Source organism: Pseudoalteromonas sp. Isolate6, assembly GCF_022398435.1.
GTDB lineage: Bacteria > Pseudomonadota > Gammaproteobacteria > Enterobacterales > Alteromonadaceae > Pseudoalteromonas > Pseudoalteromonas galatheae.
The window spans coordinates 12,264-33,491 of sequence record NZ_JAKEVK010000036.1 but is presented as its reverse complement, the minus strand read 5'-3'; the positions used below and the strand labels follow the sequence as shown (position 1 = coordinate 33,491).

Here is a 21,228-nt window from a genome sequence, read left to right as displayed (position 1 = left end):
CCAAAATAGAAACAATAATGCTTTTTGTAAAGTTTTATTTATATTTTTTTAACATAGGTTTTACTTAATTAATGCCATATCGGCTGGGAGCGGGACGTCTCATGCTGCCGCGTTTCAAGTGTACTTATTTTTATACGGTTGTATTTGAGCATTGCCAAGAGGTGGAAAATAGATTCTATAGGTTATGTTGTATTTTTATGTTTAGCTCTTAAAATGCGCGCCTTCAAAAATAAAAACCTTAAAAATCATTATTTTACAATGTGTCTTTAAGGGGTTTACAGCACCTTAACTTAGCAACAATTTAGACATTTGGAGTTGGCATTGAGCGAATATTTACCGGTCGTTTCTTCTTTCGTTTTGGTTTTAAGCTTTGTTCCTTTGATTAGGAAGATCCGTAAAAATCGCAGTGTATCAGGTGTCTCACTGTTAATGATGAGTTTTGGTGTTGCACAAAGCTCTTATTTTATTGCCTATAACATTTTCTTTGAACGCTTTTTCATGGTGCTGCCTTTCGCGATTACCGGTTCTTTAAGCGCACTTATTTTATATTATTTTATTCGGTACAACGCAAGCTCGAAGCAACGCAATCAATTAGCACTTTTGCTTGGTTTGTCGACGCTACCACTTGTGCTTTTATTGGTTAAGGACATCGAAGCTGCTGCGTTGCTAAATGCGTTAACTTACTTAGGACTAGTGATGAGTTCAATTCGAGTGATGCCACAAACCTATAAAACGATTAAAAGCGGTGATGTTTCTAACTTAAGCGCAAGATATTTCTCGCTACAGTTTTTAGCGGGAGGAATTGGGTTGGCTGCGGAGCTGAGTCTTGGTCATGTTAGCGTAGCTCATGTGCTGATGTTTGTGATGATTTTACTGACTAATGCCGCACAGTTAGGTTGTATTCAGTACTATCGTTCTAAACCTGCTTTAGCTTAGCGATATAGACAGACAAAATAAGGGCTAGCAAATTACTAGCCCTTAAAGTTTTCATTCATTTCACTCGTATCATACAAGAATTGTTGAGTTACGCTTCTAACGCTTTTGTGAGCAGACGATCGATATACGCTTTATGTGGCTTAGTGGCCTGAACGGCACCCTAAGCTGTGCTTGTATCCAAAATACTCTGCAGCTGGAATAACGCAGCGGCTTTTGCCAAATCGCCGTGTTTGCTTGCCTTTTTGTCATCCACACGCTTTCAAGGAGGCACTTGTGTGGTGGCCCACTTAGAAATAGCTTATCCGCTTTGAATAAAATTCTACCATCTTCGACCTTTTTTATTTCAATACTGGCGAGAACTGCTTCACTGATGTTGGCATCGCTTACGTTGGCGATGGTTTTTTCTTCTTCTTTGTTCTGTTTAGCAAAGCTTGTAGTGGGTGCGAGGGCGACACCTAATACCATTTTTTTCATGATGTTGACTCGGTGTACCCAAAACAACTGAACCTGTCAGAAGCTCAAGGCAAAACGAGTGTAACAACAGATAAGTTGTACTCACCGCAGTTACTCTCCGATCCCGGAGTGGGTATTCCGATTTCGAAATATAAGCTAGATCTTTCAACTTAAAATCTATTAAACAATTGAAAATTAAAGTTATTTAAAGTTGGCATTAATCTCGCTATTAATGTTTGGTCAATGAGGAGGGGAAATGGATCTAGTCAAACCAGCGAAGCCAAAAAAGACCACACATTATATTGTGGTTGCCTGTTTAATGGTGGTGATAGTTTTTTATCTGCTGTGGCAACAATGGACATCTCATACTAGTGTGATGCGCACAGAGATACTGGTAGCAGAGGTGAAACAAGGGCCGCTTACTTTGTCAGTGGATAGCTTTGGGGAATTACGTAGTGCCGAGCAGTTTTTATTAAACGCGCAAAGCGCGGCTATCGTTAAAACTATTCACCATAAAGCGGGTGCAATTGTGCATAAAGGCGACGTGATCGCCGAGCTTGTGAGCCCAGATCTTACGTTACAAGTTCAGCAAGCCAAACAAGCTTTGCGACAGTCGCGGGCCATAAAAGAGCAACTGTTACTGACTCAGCAAAGAGAGCTGCTAAATGAGCGAACACAGCTGATGCAAAAACAAGGTGCGCTTAAAACCTTAGTATTGCGTCACCGCGCGGAACAAAATCTCGCACAACAAGGCATTATTTCTGCACTGAATTTTGCCCAAACTGAAACCAGCTTGAGTACCTTGCAACATGAAATAACTCTACTAGAGCAGCAAACTGAACAGTTGCAAGCACTGCATGGTTCGGCCCTTACTCTTGCCAACGAGGAAATTAATATTCGTGAGCAAGAACTCAATAACTTACTAGAAAAGCAGCAACAATTAGAGGTTAGGGCTAGTACCTCAGGGATCCTTGAGCGCATGCCTTTAGCGCTTGGGCAGCAACTTAATATTGGCGATGAGATGGCATTAATCGGCTCTAACCAGTCGTTGATGGCGGTATTATCTGTGCCGCAGTCCCAAGTGCGTTGGGTTGAAACAGGCCAAGACGTTATGGTGAAGATGCAGGCCAATATCATAAAAGGTAAAGTACTCCGAGTTGACCCTGTGGTGACAAACAATAGTGTGGAAGTTGAGGTGAGTTTACCAAATACACTACCAAAGCAGGCACGCTCGCAGCTGAGTATCTCCGCCAGTATTGCCATTAAGCACCTTACCAATGCCACTTATGTACAGCGTCCCGCCAATGCTAAAGACAATCAAACACAGACTTTCTTTGCGCTGACTAGTGATGAAACCGCAAAGCCGGTGGAAATCACCTTTGGTGCTTCAACTGGGAAATATATTGTTATAAATTCTGGCGTTGAAGCCGGGAGACGATTAATCATTTCTGATCTAGCCTACCTTGCCAGTCTAGATGAGACAATCTTATTAAAGTAGGAATATCAAAATGATAGTGCTTAAAAATATTAATAAAGTGTTCGAAACCGAAGAGCTACAAACACATGCACTGAGAAATATTTCACTGGAAATAGCAAAAGGCGATTTTATTTCGATCTCTGGTCCCTCTGGTTGTGGTAAATCTACTTTATTATCCATCATTGGTTTAATTGACCAAGCAACAAGTGGTAGTTATACGATTGGTGCTCATGATGTGACAACGCTGACGCTTGATCAGGCTGCTGAGCTTCGTAATGAACACATTGGGTTTGTCTTTCAGGCTTTTAATCTCATTGATGAAATTTCGGTATTCGATAATGTCGCTTTACCCCTAAAGTACCGTCCTGAGAAGTTGAGTAAGGCAGAAGTAAAGCTGCGAGTCGAGTCTTGTTTACAAAAGGTTGGGCTGTCGCATCGCGTTCAACACAAGCCTAATCAGTTATCAGGCGGGCAGCAGCAACGTGTCGCCATTGCTCGTGCTTTGGTGACCGATCCAAGCATTTTACTGGTAGATGAACCAACTGGTAACTTAGATTCGAAAAGTGGCGATCAGGTAATGCAATTGATTGCTGAATTGCATCAGCAAGGCACTACCGTTTGTATGGTGACGCACGATCCTCGTTATGCCGATATGGCTCCAAGGCAGGTGAAGTTGTTTGATGGCGAGCTGTTAGGTACCGTCGCTTCTGCTCCACCTGTTAGTTTACGCGCATAGAGAGGGTGTCATGCAAGTGTTCAACTTAGGCCGAGTAAATATCTATCATGTTAGTGTTGTGACTACGCTGAGCTGCGTATTCGTTGTGATGCTTGTCGCAATGGGGATGTTACATAGCTTGTATTTCTCACCTTTGCCGTATTCAAACGCAGAACGTATTGTAAAGCTTGAATACCCAATGTTTGATGAAAATGGCAACGAGAGCAGCGAAGCCTTTAACTACCCATCATTAATGCATTTATACGAGCATAAACCTGTGACAATGGAGCAGTTGGCTATGGTGCATTATGCTGAGCAATTGCTAACTTCGGATGCCGATGCACCACAGGTTGAATCGGCTTATGTCTCGCCCGAGTGGTTTAGTATTTTTGATATGCCGCTTGCGATGGGCCGGGTTGTTACTGAACCCGTAAATGAGAGCAGCCCTGTCGCTGTGCTTAGCTATCAAGCTTGGCAAAGTCACTTCAATGGTGACCCCGATATTTTAAATAAAACGCTGCGTCTGGATGAGCGAGAGTTTACAATTGTCGGTGTCGCAGCAGAGCAATTTTATGAGCCCAACTTAAAAAAGCTCACACACAACACTGCGGTTTGGCTACCTTGGCAATATAACCTAACTTTAGAGGAAGCAAAGCCGTACTGGTGGAACCGCTACGCGGTTAATTTGATGGTGGGTAAACTGGCTACAGGTGTGAAGCATGCACAAGTTAGCCTCTCACTTTCCAACGAAATGAACACACTTTGGCGCAGCAAAGTGAGCGACAGTGAGTACTTTGCGAAATGGCATATTGGCATTCGCGCGGTGCCGTTAAAATCAATTATACTCGGTAAATCCCCCTTATTGTTGTTTGGGGTGTTTGTGGTATCGCTTGGCTTACTTGGTATAGCGCTATTAAATATTAGTAATTTATATCTTGCAAGGCTCAGCCAGATCCAGCGCAGGTTGGCAATTCAAGCGGTGGTGGGAGCAAAAATAAGAGATATTGCGCTGATGCAATGGTTACCATTGCTAGCACTTTGCTCAGTATCACTCGTGGTTGCAATTGGCGCGTCTTATGTTATTTGCCAATGGCTACAGACAGAACTCGTTGGACTGTTGCCGCAAGCGCAGCTGATAGCATTAACTTGGCAAAGTGTGCTCGCATTAGCACTGGTCGCTTTATTGGCGAGCTGGTTATTGTTGCTAGGTGGAATGTCAGCAATACGCTTTCGTCACTTAACGCAAATGCTAAAACAAAGTGGCAAGGGCACAGCTGTTGTTATGAGTTCGCGAGTGCAACGGATCATGGCAGTGAGTCAGTTAAGTATCTCTATTATCTTGATATTCTTTTGCTTTAATGTTGGTGTTTCTGCCATATCTCATCTCAACAATGCTTATGCAGTAGATCTCAAGAATAAATACGAAGTCACGCTTTATGCTCCTGATACAATGCCGAGAGACGAGTACGAAGAGATAATGCGTCAAGCCAGTGAGGTTTTAGCAAATACTGCAGAAGTAATTGCGGTAAGTCGAAGTCGCTCACCTATTGGACAGAGTGTTGACACTTGGTCATTGCAAGAGGTTGAGACGCTCAAACGAGTGCACCCTGTTGGTCGAGTAGTGGATAGTAGCTATCTCGAATTTTTCTCTTTGCCATTACTACAAGGGCAGTTTTTCGATAGTGAAGCAGTGCGTCGAGGCGATCAGCAGCTAATTATCAATAAAACTTTTGCTGAGCAGCTAGGTGGAGAGGAAAAGGCGCTAGGCAAACGCTTGAGTTTTGACATTACAGACGAAGATGCGGCATTTGAAGTTATTGGTGTTGTGGCCGATTTAGCTGTGCCGGGTGAGCCCGTATTACCCTATGTTTATCGAGCAGTACAAGGCAATAGGACAGCGTTAATAAAGACTCAGCAGCCGGTTACTAAATCCCATTTCGCCGAGCTGCTAGCTCAGGTTCATCCTGCATTGAAAATCTTTAGTTTTAAATCACTTGCAGCGCAGCGTGAGCAATACCTGTTGACTGATACTTTGGTCACCTACGGGGCACTATTTATACTTGCACTGGCGTTGCTGCTGGTTGTTGTTGGTTTAATCGGCGTGTTCCGATATAGCCAGTCACTTAAAGTTGTCCATTATGGTACAAAGATGGTTATGGGTGCCAAACACAGCGATCTAACTCAAGAGGATCTTATCACCCACTTTAAGCACATAGGTATCGCGTTAATTATCGCCCTGATGGGCTGTTTATTATTATCGCCGTACTTTCAGCAAACATTTAATGTGGCAGAGTTTTCGGTTGCGGCTGCGGGGATAGTGTTGGTGTCGAGTGTGTGTTTATACTTTTCACTGCAACAAATACTGCGCAGACCACTCAATGCGTTGATCAATCCTTCTGAGTTAGAGAAGTGATAAGTATGACATTATGGCGTACGTTATTGGGGCGGCTTTGGCATAGTCTTCGACAAAATCTGATGTTAGTTGCGTTATTGGGCAGCGCTTTCGCCGCGATGCTAATGAGTATTGGCTTATCATGGCAGGCTTATCAGCCGCTACCTTATCCGCAAAGCGATAAACTCTTTTGGCTACAGGGTGATATGTTAGATGAACATGACAAGACGATCATGGAAAATGCGATTTCCACACCCGTTGCTTGGCAGTTAGCTCAAGACAAACAGTTGTTTGATAAAGCCTCCGCGGTATTTTATAGCCATAGCTTATTGCGTGGCTCAGTGGTTGAGCCAAGGGTCGAGACAACTTATGTCAGTGATGATTTCTTTTCACTCTTTGATATTACTTTAAAGGAAGGGCGGTGGTTTTCCCAAAGTGATGTTCTTGGTACAGCACCTAATGAAATTGTTGTGACAGAGTGCTTTGTGCAGCAACATTTTCCTGATGAAAACATGATAGAACAGAGCGTTCAACTTGATGAGCGTCGTTATACCGTGGTGGGAGTGGCCGCGTGCGACGAGTCCGAACCGCAATTATATCAATCTAACCGGATGAGTGAGGTATTTTTGCCATTCGCCCTTATGATGGGTGACAGTATTACGGGTATGGATCATTTGGCGGTAAGAAGCGACTTATTTCTTGTAGGTCGTATAAAGCAAGGCAATGTAAAGGCGCAATTAACGCTTTTACAAACACAGTTTCAAGCTGCATTTGAGCAAGCTCAGTTAGAACAAGCGATATCTGGTCGTGCGACGCTCAAATTTTCGTTGTTACCACTTGCAGATAAACTAAAAGGGCAGCTAAGAACAACGACGCAATGGTTAGCATTTGCAGGCGTTGGGCTACTTATCATTACCTTAGTGAATGCATTTTCACTCTACTTGTTAGATTTTAAATCCAAACAAAACCAGCTGGCGCTGGCGATTGTACTCGGTGCTAAGCGCGGCAATCTGCAACTAGAGCAGTGGTGTTATATCGCCTTAATTTTTTTATTTGCGTCATTGTTTGCCATAGGGATAGCGAAAGCTGGCGTTTGGCTAATGCAGTTTTGGGCAAAGGAGGCTTTAGCACACGTAGTTTGGCTAACGTTGCCTTGGTGGAGCTTCTTGTTGGTGGTTGTCTTTGCTCAACTCTGTGCACTGGTGTTTGTAAAACTTGCAATGTCTCAGGTGTCATTTAAGGATATTCGTAGTCAATTAAGTGGCGCAGGAAAAGGACAGGTCAAACAATTACCTAAGTCAATGAGTCAAGCCTTACTCGGATTGCAAATTGGTGTGGGTATAGTCACAATGAGCTTTGCATTTTGGCTATTGAGTTACTTTGGTGGGCAGCTAAATACATCAAGTGGTTTTAACTCAAATAACCTTTATTTTGTTGAGTTACAGCAAAGTAACTACGAACGCAGCTCAGATGCTATTCAAGCAAGATATAATCAAGCGATGATAAATTTGTCGGCGCTTAGACAACACCCAAGTGTCGAGAGTGCTGCTCTGGCTGGCGTATTACCTCATGAGTTTGTATTTCTGGAGTCGCTGAGCCTAGTTGATGATGGCAGCGACTCAGTCGTCGCTTATTTACAGCTCAGTGGGCCAAGTTACTTTAGCACTTCAGGCCAAAGATTTATTGCTGGTGGCGGATTCTCTGAGGATGACTTAGCTATCAATAGTTCGGGAAAAAAAGTGGTGCTCAATCAGCTTTTAGCACAGCGCCTTGGCGTGACTGCGGCAGATATCGGCATGACCATCTACGACAAAAACCAGCGCCCTATTACCCTTGTGGGCATTGTTGAAAATACCTTCAGCCATACCTCCCAAGCACAAGCCTTGGCTTATCTACCTTTTAATTTTATTAGTGGAAATATTTTGGTGCGAGCCAAAGCGGGGGAGAAATTAGACTTGCATACGATTACTGCTTTGTACAAACAGCAAAACCCAAGCCAATCGATCTTAAAGCTCGTTGATATCAAGTTGCGGATGCAGCAACTCAATAAAACAGCCATGCTGAGCTTTTTAGCAGGGCTGGTGATCGCACTGATGATGTTAATACAAGTAGTTGCAGGTATGTATGGTTTGCTCGGTTATCTTGCGATATTGAGTGCGCCAATTTTTAATATCAAACGTCTAGTCGGCGCTAAGACTATTGATATTTTGATAGAGCAATGCCAAAACCGAGTATCTCTTATCGCGGTGGCTGTTGTTATTGCCGTGTGCTTCTCTCTAGTGATAGCGAGTATATTTGGCATTTTGAGTGGGCAGCTTGGGATCTATTTATTGCTGGCCGTCGTATTAATAGGGAGTTTTATTTTAGCGCTTGAGTTTCATCATGTAGCAAAGCAGATCTAGGCGATGATTGTGACAAAAAATCAAAGAAGTTGTTATGTATCTTGCAAAAGCCATACTTGAAAAGGTCTTTATATATCAATCTCGTAAATGTTTAATTGTTTGAAATTACTTAATAATTTTTGATGCTTTAGCGTGACTATAAATAGATGTTCTACAGGTGTAACAGATTCTTACAAATGTCACATCCGAGAACGCAATAAACTTGCTACTATACGGTCAGAAAATTATCAATAGGTATTGTCATGCAAGCTAAAATTCTAAAATGGATTCTACCCTTTACCGTGCTTATAGTGGGTGTTGTTGGATTTAAGGTCATCAATGCAGTGGCTAAAAGTGAACCAGAGAAGCAGGAAGTCGATTCTCGCCCTGTTGTTGAAGTTGAAACAATCACTGCGCAAGATCACCAAGTGGTGATCCAAAGTTATGGCGAAGTAAAACCGCTAGAGAGCACGCAGCTTTCTATTCAGGTCTCGGGCGAGGTTGAATACTGGCACCCTAACTTTGTCGAAGGTGGGCTGGTACAAAAAGGCGAGGTGCTGCTTCGCATTGAGCAAGATAACTACGAAGCTGCATTGCTCCAAGCGGAAGCTGAACTTGCAAGGGCTGAAGCGCAGCTTATTGAAGAGCAAGCTCAAGCTGACGTTGCTGCTGATGAAGCAAGAAGGTTTCCAAATAAAAAGCACACCGACCTATTTTTGCGTAAACCGCAAGTCATGAGTGCCAAAGCCTCAGTAAAATCTGCAAAAGCCGCATTACAGCGTGCAAAACGAGATCTAGAAAACTGTGAAGTGATTGCACCTTACAATGCGTTGGTAGTGAAAAAAGACGTTGGTCTTGGCCAGTTCGTTTCCATGGGTAGCTCTGTCGGTACTGTCAATAACATCGAAACTGCAGAAGTCATTATTCCTATCGCGGGTTTTGATTCTGTTTTTCTACCTGAGCGAGTGTCAGGGCTTGCTGCCACGGTTTATCAGCGTGGCGTGAATGCTTTTACTCGTGAAGCGGTAATTGATAGAGACCTAGGTACTGTTGACCAACAAACTCGCATGAACAACCTAGTGGTACGTATTAACGACCCGTACGGTCTCACAACGCGTCAGCCAGCGATAAAATATGGTACGTATGTACAAGTTAGCTTTGCGGGTAAAACGTTAAAACAAATCTACCGCCTACCTCAAGATATCGTGAATAATCAGTCGGTTTGGTTGCTTAATCAAGATAACCAGCTTGAGCCACGTAAAGTGCAAGTTATCCGCGAAGAGGGGGAGTTCTTCCTAATTGGTGATGGCATCACAAGTCGCGATAAAGTGGTCATGACGCCACCAGAATACCCACAAAAAGGCATGGAAGTTAAAGTTGCTGGCACGGACTCGTCATCAAAGCCAAGTAGTCAGCCGGAAAAGCTGTAACAGCAAGGAGCGACCATGAGTGATATAGAAAAAACATCGCAGCGCGGTATTATCGCCTATTTTGCGAATAATACGGTAGCAGCGAACTTGTTGATGGTCTTCATACTGATAATGGGTTTTATCAGTTATATGACTATCCAAAGACAAATGTTTCCAAACTTTGAGATCAATTATGTGACGGTGTCAGCCGTATATCCTGGCGCGTCTCCTCAAGAAATTGAAGAGGGGATCTTGATCAAAATTGAAGAAGCATTAAAAGACGTTACAGAAATCAAAAAAGGGGTTTACCGTGCCGCTAGAGGCAGCGGTAGTGCGCAACTTGAAATCTATAAAGATGAAGACTTAACGGAAGTCGAAGATAAAATTCGCTCGCGTGTGAATAGTATCGCGACCTTCCCAGCGTCCATGGAGCCTGTGCAGGTTCAGCTTATAGAGTTTCGTCAAGACGTAGTGAACATTGCGCTTGCAGGTAATCTACCGTTGAATGCGCTCAAGCCAATTGCTAAAGAAATTGAGGATGAGTTACTAGAAATTCCGGTGATATCACTGGTTGACCGCTCCACCCCTGACTACGAGATTGGTATTGAAGTAGATCCAGATGCTCTGCGACGTTACAACCTAACCATTAATGATGTGAGCAATGCAATTAGACGTTATTCGACCAACATTTCAGCAGGTCAGATAAGGACGGAATCAGGCATTATTGCCGTGCGTGTTGAAAACCAAATGTACCGCGGTAATGAGTTTAGAAACATCCCTGTTAAGGTCGGCGATAACGGCGCGAAAATTTACCTTCAAGACATTGCAGAAATCAAAGATGGCCTAACTGAAGGTGAATACTATTTTCGTTTGAACGGTGAAAATGCGGTATTTTTAGCGGTTAAAGCGACCAAAGACCAAAACATGATCCCTATCGCTCAGGCGGTACATCAGTATATCGAAAAGAAAAATGCTGAATTACCAGCAGGCTTAAGATTAGAACCAATCGTTGATATGACGTACTACCTAAATGCTCGACTCGAAATGATGAAGAGCAATATGATCCAAGGTGCGTTACTGGTTGCCATCATGCTAACTATTTTCCTGCGTTTTAAACTCGCGCTTTGGGTAATGATTGGTCTGCCTGTTTGTTTCCTTGGCGCGTTCTTGTTTATGCCCGCACTTGGAATCAGCATTAATATTGTATCGCTGTTCGCCTTTATCATGGTGCTTGGGATCGTGGTAGACGATGCCATTGTCATAGGGGAAGCCGCTTACTCCGAAATTGAACGTAAAGGTCACAGTGTTAAAAATGTAGTGATCGGCGCTAAGCGTGTTGCAACGCCAGCAACCTTTGGTGTATTAACAACCATTGCGGTGTTTGCACCTATGTTGTTCTCATCAGGTCCAGAGAGCGCATTCTTTAAGTCAATTTCGGGCGTTATCATCTTATGTCTGGTGTTTAGTTTGATTGAATCAAAATGGATTTTACCAGCGCATATTGCCCACACTAAGATTAAACCACTGCGCCCAAACAGTCGTCGTGCTGCATTTAACAAGAAGTTCTTCGCCTTTGTTAATGGACCATACAGACGCTTTATTCAGCGCTGTGTCGAATGGCGATGGACGGTGTTTTTAAGCTTTGTAGCAATGTTGATATTTAGCTTAAGTTTGGTGACCTCTAATCTTGTACGTTTTATTCCTTTCCCCAAGGTGCCAGAGGACTATCCGAGAATTGAAGTTACTATGAACGATAATGTTTCGGATGAGCAAACCATTGCGGCAATGCAGTCGATCGAGTTAATGATGCACCATGTTGATAAAAACATTATGCAAGAATTCGGTCAAGGCATGATTAAGGATATATATTCTTGGAACGAAAGTCGCACGAAGGGCTTGGTATTATCAACGCTTGTTGATGAAGATTTAAGACCGTTTACCGCTTTTGAACTTGCGCGTCGTTGGCGTGAAGCAATGCCAGAGATCACTGCGGTGAAGTCAATCATTGTGTATGACAGTGTTGGCAATGAGGGCGGCGGTGAAGGCGAGTTTGGCTATCGCTTACTAGGCTCAGATATCGAGACTCTGAATGCGGCGGGCAGACAGCTTATTTCTATGCTTCAACAGCAACCTGGGTTATTTGATATCAGCTCGAGTATTGACCCTGCGAGTAAAGAAATGCAGATTGCGCTCAAACCAGTGGCGTATGAGCTAGGTTTGCAACTGGCTGATGTTGCTATTCAGGTTGGTAATAGCTTCTACGGTGGTGAAGCGCAGCGGGTTATTCGTGATGGTGAAGAGATCAAAGTGATGGTGCGTTATCCTGAACTAGATCGTAAAGCCTTGGCTTCACTTAAGCGTACTATCATCACTACGCCAAAAGGCAAAGAAGTGATGCTAGGCGACGTCGTAGAGTTTACCGAGAAACCGGGTATCAATTATATTCGTCGTGAAGATGGCTTTAGAACGGTATACGTATACGGTAGCATCGATGAAGAGCTGATTGAACCTGATGTGGTGGTTAAGAATATTGAAGAAAATATCTTACCAGAACTACTTAAGCAGTTCCCAGGCGTAAAAACTAAGCTGGGTGGTAGTGTGGAAGAGCGCCAAGCACAAACCAGTGAGCAGATCTTATTCTTTGCAGCTGGTATGTTGATGGTTTATATCTTATTGGCTGTACCGCTCAAGAGCTATGCGCAACCGCTTATCGTGATGTCAGTAATCCCATTTAGCTTAGTCGGTGCGCTATGGGGTCACTTAGTGTTTGGCTTAGATATGAGTACTATGTCTATGTTCGGGTTAGTAGCCGCAGCAGGTGTTGTGATTAATGACTCCTTGGTAATGACGGACTATATCAACCAAGCACGTGCCGAAGGCGTTAAGCTTAAAGAGGCGGTTATTGAAGCGGGCTGTGCACGCTTTAGGGCAATCACGCTAACCTCTATTACGACGTTTGCTGGTGTCATGCCAATCATCTTTGAAACAAGCCTACAAGCAAGGTTTGTTATTCCGATGGCGGTATCACTTGGATTTGCCGTGTTATTCGCAACGCTTATCACGCTTGTGTTAGTGCCAGCCCTATACATTATCTTAACCGATGTGCAGGGGGCAGGTTCACGCTTAAAAGCGAAGATCAGACGCAAGCCTAAGTCTGACGATAATCAATTAGAGGAAGCGGAAGCCTAGAAACTCCCGTTTACACTAAACAATGCAAAGGTCGCGCAATCATGTTCGGCCTTTTTCTTTGCGCGCTGGTGTGGCACTTGAATCATGATACACTGGTGAAAAATAACGAATTTAGGATGACTACTTGGTGATGGAAAAAACTCAACCGCTAGCCAGAAAGCAGCCGAAATCCTTGCTGCATCATAATCATGAGCGTATCGATAACTACTACTGGATGCGTGATGACGAGCGTAAAAATGCCGACGTATTGGCACATCTAAAAGCAGAGAATGATTACTGTGAAGCGCAAATGGCGCCTCACCAAGCGCTGCAAACCCAGCTGTTTGAAGAAATGAAAGGTCGTATTGTAAAAGACGATAGCTCGGTGCCTGCAAAAGATGGCAACTATTGGTATGTAAGTGAAGTGAGTGGTGATGATGAATATGCTAAGTATTATCGCGCATCACAAGAAGATTTGACGGATAAAAAGCTACTGTTAGACATTAATCAGTTAGCCGCTGGCAACGAGTTTTACGACATCGGTGATATTACCGTAAGCCCAGATGAGCAATTGCTTGCCTATAGTGAAGATACCGATGGGCGTCGAATTTACACCATCAAGTTTCTTGATTTAAACACCAATACATTACTACAAGACGTGCTGTATAACACGGAAGGTCAGGTAATTTGGGCGAACGACAATAAAACCGTATTTTATGTCAAAAAAGACGAGCAAACGTTGCTCGGCTTCCAAGTGTATCGCCATGTGTTGGGAACGCCACAAAGCGATGATATTTTGGTGTTTGAAGAGCAAGATCGCCAATTTTATATGGGATTGGGTAAAAGTCGTGACGAAAGCGCTATTTATATCTATCTTGCAGCGACGGAAACGAGCGATCAGTTAATACTGGATGCAAATGATCCTTGCGGTGAGTTTAGCACCCTTATTCCAAGAGAAATTGGCCATGAATATGGTCTTGAAAAAATGGGAGAGTTCTTTTACATCCTGAGTAATAAGAATGCTAAAAACTTCCGTTTAATGCGTGCAACAGCGGCAACTATTGGTGATGTTGAGCAGTGGGAAGAGTTAGTTGCCCATCGCGACCATGTACTATTAGAAGGCTTGGAGCTGTTCAATAGTCACTTTGTGCTGACAGAGCGTGAACAAGGGCAGATCCGTTTTGTGGTTCATGATTATCAAGGGCAGAGCTATCACCTTGGATTTGATGATGCTTGTTATTTTGCCACGGTTGGAAATAACCCTGAGCCAAGTTCAAGTAATATTCGTATTCACTACTCGAGTATGACAACTCCCAGCTCAGTGTACGATTGTGATTTAACTACAGGTAAGAAAACGCTTAAAAAGCAGCAGCAGGTGTTAGGCGATTTTAAGCCAGAATATTATCACTCTGAACGTTTGCATATTACCGCAAGAGATGGCGTTAAAGTCCCTGTATCTTTGGTGTATCGCAAAGATAAGTTTAACCAAGACGGTAGCAATCCATTATTGCAGTATGGTTATGGTTCTTATGGTATTACTATCGATCCTAACTTCTCTAGTCAAATTCTAAGCCTGTTAGATAGAGGATTTGTATACGCGATTGCGCATATTCGGGGTTCTGAGATGCTTGGCCGTGAATGGTATGAGCACGGCAAAAAAGCCCATAAGCAAAATACCTTCAACGACTTTATTGATGTTACCAAAGCCCTAGTTGAACAGGGCTACGGCCATAAAGACAAAGTGTTTGCATCAGGTGGAAGTGCAGGCGGCCTGTTAATGGGTGCAATTGCAAACCAAGCTCCAGAGCTGTATTTAGGGTTAGGCTGCCATGTGCCTTTCTTGGATGTGTTAACTACCATGTTGGATGAGTCAATCCCATTGACCACCAACGAGTATGATGAATGGGGTAATCCGAATAATGAAGCGGACTACCAGACTATTTTAGCATATTCACCGTATGACAATATTGAAGCCAAAGCCTATCCAAATATTCTTGTGACCACAGGTCTGCATGACTCGCAAGTGCAGTATTGGGAGCCCATGAAGTGGGTTGCTAAGCTTAGAGAATATAAAACGGATGATAACGTACTGATTTTTAAAACCGACTTGGAAGCGGGTCACGGTGGGGCGTCAGGCAGGTTTAAAAGCCTGCATGAAAGAGCGCTAGAAATGGCATTCTTTATCAGCTTGTTGGATGGTAGGTCGGAGCTTTAGCTCGACTCGCACATCCCAGCTTTGGCTTGATAACAACGTTATATAAGCTCGCGAGGTGAACTCGCTCCTACCAAGGGAGAACCAAGGTAGGATCTGGCTCTGCTTGTAGGTCGTAGCTTTAGCTCGACTCGTACATCCCAGCTTTGGCTTGATAACAACGTTATAAAAGCTCGCGAGGTGAACTCGCTCCTACCAGAGGAAACCTAGATAGGAGTTGGCCCAGCTTGTAGGTCGTAGCTTTAGCTCGACTCGTACATCCCAGCTTTGGCTTGATAACAACGTTATATAAGCTCGCGAGGTGAACTCGCTCCTACCAAGGGAGAACCAAGGTAGGATCTGGCTCTGCTTGTAGGTCGTAGCTTTAGCTCGACTCGCACATCCTGAGTTAGCTCGACAAAAAGCGATAAAAGCTCGCGAGGTGAACTCGCTCCTACCAAGGGAGAACCAAGGTAGGATCTGGCTCTGCTTGTAGGTCGGAGCTTTAGCTCGACTCGCACATCCCAGCTTTGGCTTGATAACAACGTGATAAAAGCTCGCGAGGTGAACTCGCTCCTACTAGAGGGAACCTAGATAGGAGTTGGCCCAGCTTGTAGGTCGTAGCTTTAGCTCGACTCGTACATCCCAGCTTTAGCTCGATAACAACGTGGTAAAAGCTCGCGAGGTAAACTAGCCCCTACTCGGAAAACCCGCGTAGGGGCAAGCTATCTTAGTTTAAATACGCTTTAAGCATCCACACCAACTTTTCTTGCTCTTTGATGTAATCACTCATTAGCGCAGCTGTCCCTTCATCTTCGGCTTCGCCCGCCTGCGCTAGAATCTCACGCTGCATAGAAATAAGCGTTGTGTAGCCATCAAGCAAAGTTTCTAGTGCTTGCGTACCATTGCTGATCCCTTTTGCTTCTTGAATTTTGCTGGTTTCCAAATAATCAGAAAACGCATGCAATGGGTTGCCTTCAATCGTCAAAATACGCTCTGCGATTTCGTCTACCTTCTCAAGTAATAGCGTATAAATTTCTTCAAATTTTAGGTGTAGTTCAAAAAACTCACGACCTTTGATGTTCCAGTGAAAACCACGGGCATTCATATATTGAATTTGGTAGCTACTTAGTAGCGTATTAAGTGACGTTACCAGTGCTTGGCTCTTTGCTTTGTCTAAACCGATAGAATTAATGTTTGTCATGCGATGCTCCTTGTTGATTCACAGTCAGTATGGCGCAACCTTAGGTGATTGCCCAATGATTAAAATCAAAGCGTTTAATCGGAAAAATCAATGGTTAAAATCAAAACATATCAAATATTAATACAAGATGACGTTGGGATGAGCGCGTTAAAAAACAAGATGAAACCCCAAAAAGCGCTCAAAAATAACAAGGTGACATGAATACTTGGCAGGAATAAAGCTTGCCAACTTTTACCAAAATCTTACCTGAGCGCGTAGTTTTTGATCTAAGACAAGTGTTTAATCACGTTCGTATTTTGGCGGTTTGAAACCTTGATTTAGGTCAAAATATCACCGCACTGTAAGCGCATAATCATCTCATCAAGACACAAAAAACGCGGTGTCTACTACTTGAGGAAATGAGTATGAAAGGCAAAACACAATCAGAACATAAAATGGAACTCGTCGTCGTTGTTATCGCTCTAGTAGCATTTGTTGTTGGGCTAGTGGGTCACTTAGCTGGCGCAAGTATCGCAAACTCAGACACCTTTGGTTATATCGCTGCACCAGTGCCGCTAGTAGTTGGTTTGATCGCTGTGATTGCTTACAAAGTGGCTGCAAGCGCAGAGCACTAAGGCCTCTCTAACAGCTCGCAGATATAGTCCATTACCGCACGGGAATATATTAAGCTGGTATGGCTGAGATGAAATACTTTGTGCTCGGCCATGCCACTGAGCTTGGTTTCTTCTAACAACACAGTACCATCCGACTGGCTACCTTTTTGTAGTAGTGGCATTAGTCCAATGGGTAAGTCGCCTGCAATACTGTAAAGCTTGGCGTCGAAAGGCCAATCTTGATTGTTAGATAATAAAAATTCCACACTGTTCTTTAACAGTAGCTCCAGTCCTTTGTCGTGCATATGCTTGGCAATGGCACTGCCTTTATGTGGTGTCCCCAAGGTCACCACTTTTTTTACTTGCTTGCTCGTTGCAGAACCTCGCTCTAAATACGCCCTTGCAACTAAGCCCCCCATGGAGTGGCAAACGAGTGCGGCAGGGCGGTCGCCAACAAAAGTATCAATAGCGGCGCAAATCTCATCAATGTTTGGCGTTAACGTGTTATAGCTTAAATTGAGAATACGGTAGCCTGATTTACCTAAGCGAGCGCTAAGCGGCCGCATCACAAACCCAGACATGTACAAGCCATGTAGCACTACAATGCTTTCGATTTTGGCGCTCACGGTAATATTGAGTGGAATAGGAGAGTGGTTCATGCCGCCTCTTTAAACTTGAATACTTCTAAGCCTTGTGCGAGTGTACCACCCTCACTTGAATACTTGATGTATGAATCAAGTCAAATTGAAAAGTTATTATCTTAGAGCCAGTGATCTTGGCTAATCAAATTGCCACTCTTGCTTGTAATCGTACCTAAAGCCAATGGAAATGGAATCCATATCCACTTGATTATCAAAGGACTTGTTCAAATACTCCAAGTGCACTCTGAGCGGCGGTGTTGGTAACCACTCAAGTGTAACATTGTAGCCATCAAAGCTCTGATTTAGCGGATCGTGACTGCCGTACCCGTCATCAAAATCAAAATATCCGGTCTTGAGCTTATAATGTTTTGCGAGTTGATAGGCCAGAGAAAGATCAAAGGTGTGGCCTTGTCGAGAATCGAGTGCGCTCACGCGTTGATAGTCTTTGTCCTGATAGGCCATGGCAGCGTAAAAGCGAGAGTTAAATTGATAGGCCAGTGCGCCAGACCAGAGTTGGTTTTCACCAATATGTTGCTCGTTATCGTACACATCGTTTTGTTGATAAGTAATTGCGGCATGTAAACCTGCGTTATCGTAACTTAATCCTGTGTTGAATAAATCCGTTTGATTATCGCCTTTATCACCATTAAATTGGCCTGCGGCGATAAACGTCATTGGCCCCAATTCGTAGCGGTAAGTAACTAAATTATCAACGAAAAAAATACTCTCTGGATCGTAAGCAAATGGACTGCTGGCGTGATTAAAAATATCAACGTATTCGGCGATAAACAGATACTGTGCAGGTCTTTGCTTGCCGATACCAAATCGGCCATACGGCGTACCTAGCGCAGTATAAGCACGGCGCGATTTGCCAAAATTTCCTTCATTGGCGAGATCGATGCCCCATTCACCATGAAGTTCGGCCTGCCAGCCCGGCATAAATTCATGAGTCACTTTAATCCCTGCGTGGGATAAGGCGTCACGAACATCCCAGTTACTTTCGTCATCTTGGTTTATTACGCCAAATGTCGGGCGTATTGTGGCGTAGGCTTTGAGGGTGGTTGAGGGCTCGGTCAGTGGTTTTACGGGGTCACTTTGTGGTGTTGACTTTGCCACTGGAGCAGCGACCTTTAGGTCGCTATTTTGCGTCATAAATCGAGCTTTAAGCTCAGCTAATTGTCGCTCAAGATTTTCAATGTCGGCCATGGTGACAGGGCGATCGGCTGCCAAAACTGCTGAAGAAGTCAGTAAACAGGCTAGGCCAATCAGTGCGGTTGAGTTGCTCAAAGTAAAATTCATGGTTTTTACATCGCTCAGTTGCCAATAATCGAATTATAGACAACACTTTTGATATTCGAGCACTTTTTATTCAGGCTGTTGAATATGAAGATCCGCACTAAGTTCTCTGTGACTTCTGCCATAGTGATCTTATTGATCATCACCACAACGACGCTTTCTACTTACTGGTTTGTTAGCGATTCGGTGAAAACCAAAACCCATGCTTATGTAACCGACAGCACGCAATTGCTGGCTGTGAGCATAGAGAATTGGTTGGCTGGTAAAGCAACGCAAATTAATGTGATAAAAAGTCAGTTAGAGCAAAACTTTAGCGATGATAACTTTCAGCAAGCGTTGAATACACCAGTATTTAAAAACGAGTTTCTGCTTACTTTTGGTACTTTGGCAAATGAGGAGGGGCTCAGGTCAAACAACCCTGCTCGTAAAAATCCTCCGGGCGTAGATTTTAGAGAGCGAGCTTGGTATCAACTTGGTAAAAATCAAAATAAAACGGTGTATACCAGCCCGTATACTGATGCGGCGACAGGCGAATTGTTGCTATCGGTAGTGTCTCCCATCGTAGTTAATGGTAAATTTAAAGGGGTTATTGGGGGAGACTTAAGCCTAAAAACCATCGCCAATAGTGTCAATCAGGTCAATTTTGATAATACCGGTTATGCCTTTTTGGTCGACAAGTCTGGTAATATCATTTCTCATCAACATGCCGAATTTAACGGCAAAAAACTGCAACAGGCATACCCTGCATTACGCTTAGGTAGCGTAGATAAGTTGCAAGAAGTAGATACCAAAGAAGGCAACAGGCTGTTTTACTTACATTCGCTTGATAATACCTTTGGTACGGATTGGTATTTGGCAGTGTTAATCGATAAATCAAAAGCCTATAAAACACTAACCGAAATTACTATAAACTCCCTGATCATTGCCATTTTAGCCGTGGCTATTGGAGTATTCTGCGTACGGACTTTAGCAATTCACTTACTCCAACCATTACGGGATTTGGAATCTGCGATCACCAGTATGGCAAATGGAGGTGGTGACTTAACTCGGCGCTTAAAAATCGTTAACGAAGATGAATGCGGCACAGTTGCACGACAATTCAATCTCTTTTTAGGCTTTTTGCATGGGTTGGTAAGTAATGTAAAAGAACGTGCAGACGAAGTGGTGATAAGCAGTGATGCCGCCAAAGAGTTGTCGACGCATTCTTCACAGAAACTTGATCAACAAGTTAGCCTGATTGAAAACCTCGCTACCGCGATGAATGAAATGAGCACTACCTCGACCGAAATCGCGGGTAACGCGCAGCAAGCCGCAAGCTCCATCACCTCGGTAAATGAAAAGACCTCCGAAGGGCAAGAGATATTCTTTAAAGCGCGAAGCCAAATTAATGCATTGGCTGACGATATTACTGCATCGTACGAGCTAAGTACGCAACTTGCAGAATATAGCCAAAATATCGAGAATATTCTTTCAGTCATAAATGGTATTGCAGAACAGACTAATCTATTAGCACTTAACGCTGCAATTGAAGCCGCACGTGCCGGAGAGCAAGGTCGTGGTTTTGCGGTAGTGGCAGATGAAGTGCGCTCTTTAGCATCAAAAACACAGGAATCCACCACCGAAATTAAATCCATGATCGACCAGATCCAAGCCTCGTCCATTCAAGTTCAGCAATCCATGGGAAGCAGCCGAGATAAAACCCAGCAATGTGTTTCACAAACCGAACAAGCAACACATATGCTAGAAGAAATCTCAGAAGCAGTAAAAGAGCTTATGGATCGCAATATCCAAATTGCGACCGCCATCGAAGAGCAAAGTGTGGTGATTGAAGAAATCAATAAAAATACAATACATATCAACGATATCAGCGTTGAAGTCGGCAGCTTTTCAGACAAGCAATATAGTGCCAGCGAAGAACTCGCGAAAAATGCCCATGAGCAAGAGGTGCTGCTGTCTAAGTTTACGCTGTGAAAATATCGGTGACTAACAGGGCTTATATACCCACCGTTTGCTTAATAGGAAATTGCCCGCCGTCGCTAAGAGTATACCCAAGGCAAATGCAACATGTACGTTGGTAAGTGGTAAAAAAAGCCAAAATACACCTAGGTTCACAACGCCAAATAAATGGCTGATAAGTATATGTTTGGATAGCTGACTAATAACACGCACCCGTTGTGCTTGTGTAAAAGTGAAAAACCTATTACCTAACCATGTTGTCATAACTGCACACCAAAATGCGATTAACCTTGCGAAAAATGGCGTAGATGAGTTAGCTAAAAGCGTGCTAAAAACACTCCAGTCAACTACAAAGCCCGCTCCTCCAACACATAAAAAACGAAAAAACTGCATAACAAGCCACCTCAAAATAACAG

General features: G+C 43.6%; 14 protein-coding genes. 10 read left to right on the top strand and 4 right to left on the bottom strand.

Features of this window, described 5'->3' with window-relative positions; translation table 11 throughout:
• The first annotated feature begins 321 nt into the window (after positions 1–321).
• Positions 322–936: a PQ-loop repeat-containing protein gene (locus L1D50_RS07655; RefSeq protein WP_239965812.1), complete on the top strand. Its 615-nt coding sequence runs from the start codon at positions 322–324 to the stop codon at positions 934–936.
• A 96-nt stretch (positions 937–1,032) separates the two neighbouring features.
• On the opposite strand, the gene L1D50_RS07650 is transcribed toward L1D50_RS07655, so the two are convergent.
• On the bottom strand, positions 1,033–1,410 hold the full coding sequence (locus tag L1D50_RS07650) for a hypothetical protein (protein WP_167815400.1): 378 nt from the start codon (positions 1,408–1,410) through the stop codon (positions 1,033–1,035).
• Positions 1,411–1,645: 235 nt separating this feature from the next.
• Between L1D50_RS07650 and L1D50_RS07645 the strand changes: the two genes are divergently transcribed.
• The 7 genes from L1D50_RS07645 to L1D50_RS07615 all read left to right on the top strand — a co-directional run bounded on the left by L1D50_RS07645 (position 1,646) and on the right by L1D50_RS07615 (position 15,146).
• A complete protein-coding gene (locus L1D50_RS07645) occupies positions 1,646–2,887 on the top strand; it encodes an HlyD family efflux transporter periplasmic adaptor subunit (protein ID WP_128727301.1) in 1,242 nt (413 codons plus the stop codon).
• 10 nt (positions 2,888–2,897) lie between these two features.
• Positions 2,898–3,602, top strand: a complete 705-nt coding sequence (locus L1D50_RS07640) for an ABC transporter ATP-binding protein (RefSeq protein ID WP_128727302.1) — start codon at positions 2,898–2,900, stop codon at positions 3,600–3,602.
• A gap of 10 nt (positions 3,603–3,612) precedes the next feature.
• The gene (locus L1D50_RS07635) at positions 3,613–5,994 is read left to right on the top strand and encodes an ABC transporter permease (RefSeq protein ID WP_128727303.1); all 2,382 of its coding nucleotides are present in this window, start codon (positions 3,613–3,615) and stop codon (positions 5,992–5,994) included.
• A 5-nt stretch (positions 5,995–5,999) separates the two neighbouring features.
• Positions 6,000–8,375, top strand: a complete 2,376-nt coding sequence (locus L1D50_RS07630; RefSeq protein WP_162847789.1) for an ABC transporter permease — start codon at positions 6,000–6,002, stop codon at positions 8,373–8,375.
• 242 nt (positions 8,376–8,617) lie between these two features.
• Positions 8,618–9,784 carry an efflux RND transporter periplasmic adaptor subunit gene (locus L1D50_RS07625; protein WP_128727304.1) on the top strand — a complete coding sequence of 389 codons (1,167 nt, stop codon included), beginning with the start codon at positions 8,618–8,620 and terminating at the stop codon, positions 9,782–9,784.
• Between the two features lie 15 nt (positions 9,785–9,799).
• Positions 9,800–12,952 carry an efflux RND transporter permease subunit gene (locus L1D50_RS07620; RefSeq protein WP_128727305.1) on the top strand — a complete coding sequence of 1,051 codons (3,153 nt, stop codon included), beginning with the start codon at positions 9,800–9,802 and terminating at the stop codon, positions 12,950–12,952.
• 130 nt (positions 12,953–13,082) lie between these two features.
• Entirely contained in the window at positions 13,083–15,146 is a 2,064-nt protein-coding gene (locus L1D50_RS07615; RefSeq protein ID WP_128727306.1) for a S9 family peptidase, read from the top strand.
• Positions 15,147–15,852: 706 nt separating this feature from the next.
• Here the strand turns inward: L1D50_RS07615 and L1D50_RS07610 are convergent.
• Positions 15,853–16,326: a Dps family protein gene (locus L1D50_RS07610; RefSeq protein WP_010376518.1), complete on the bottom strand. Its 474-nt coding sequence runs from the start codon at positions 16,324–16,326 to the stop codon at positions 15,853–15,855.
• A gap of 404 nt (positions 16,327–16,730) precedes the next feature.
• Here L1D50_RS07610 and L1D50_RS07605 point away from each other — a divergent pair, with 404 nt between their 5' ends.
• On the top strand, positions 16,731–16,940 hold the full coding sequence (locus L1D50_RS07605) for a hypothetical protein (protein WP_128727307.1): 210 nt from the start codon (positions 16,731–16,733) through the stop codon (positions 16,938–16,940).
• Here the strand turns inward: L1D50_RS07605 and L1D50_RS07600 are convergent.
• Both L1D50_RS07600 and L1D50_RS07595 read right to left on the bottom strand, forming a co-directional pair.
• Positions 16,937–17,578: an alpha/beta fold hydrolase gene (locus tag L1D50_RS07600; protein ID WP_128727308.1), complete on the bottom strand. Its 642-nt coding sequence runs from the start codon at positions 17,576–17,578 to the stop codon at positions 16,937–16,939. The two genes, L1D50_RS07605 and L1D50_RS07600, sit on opposite strands and share 4 nt — an antisense overlap.
• 120 nt (positions 17,579–17,698) lie before the next feature.
• Positions 17,699–18,859: a porin gene (locus tag L1D50_RS07595; RefSeq protein ID WP_128727309.1), complete on the bottom strand. Its 1,161-nt coding sequence runs from the start codon at positions 18,857–18,859 to the stop codon at positions 17,699–17,701.
• A gap of 84 nt (positions 18,860–18,943) precedes the next feature.
• Here L1D50_RS07595 and L1D50_RS07590 point away from each other — a divergent pair, with 84 nt between their 5' ends.
• Complete coding sequence (locus L1D50_RS07590) at positions 18,944–20,827, top strand: methyl-accepting chemotaxis protein (protein ID WP_128727310.1); 1,884 nt, start codon at positions 18,944–18,946, stop codon at positions 20,825–20,827.
• Positions 20,828–21,228 lie beyond the last annotated feature (401 nt).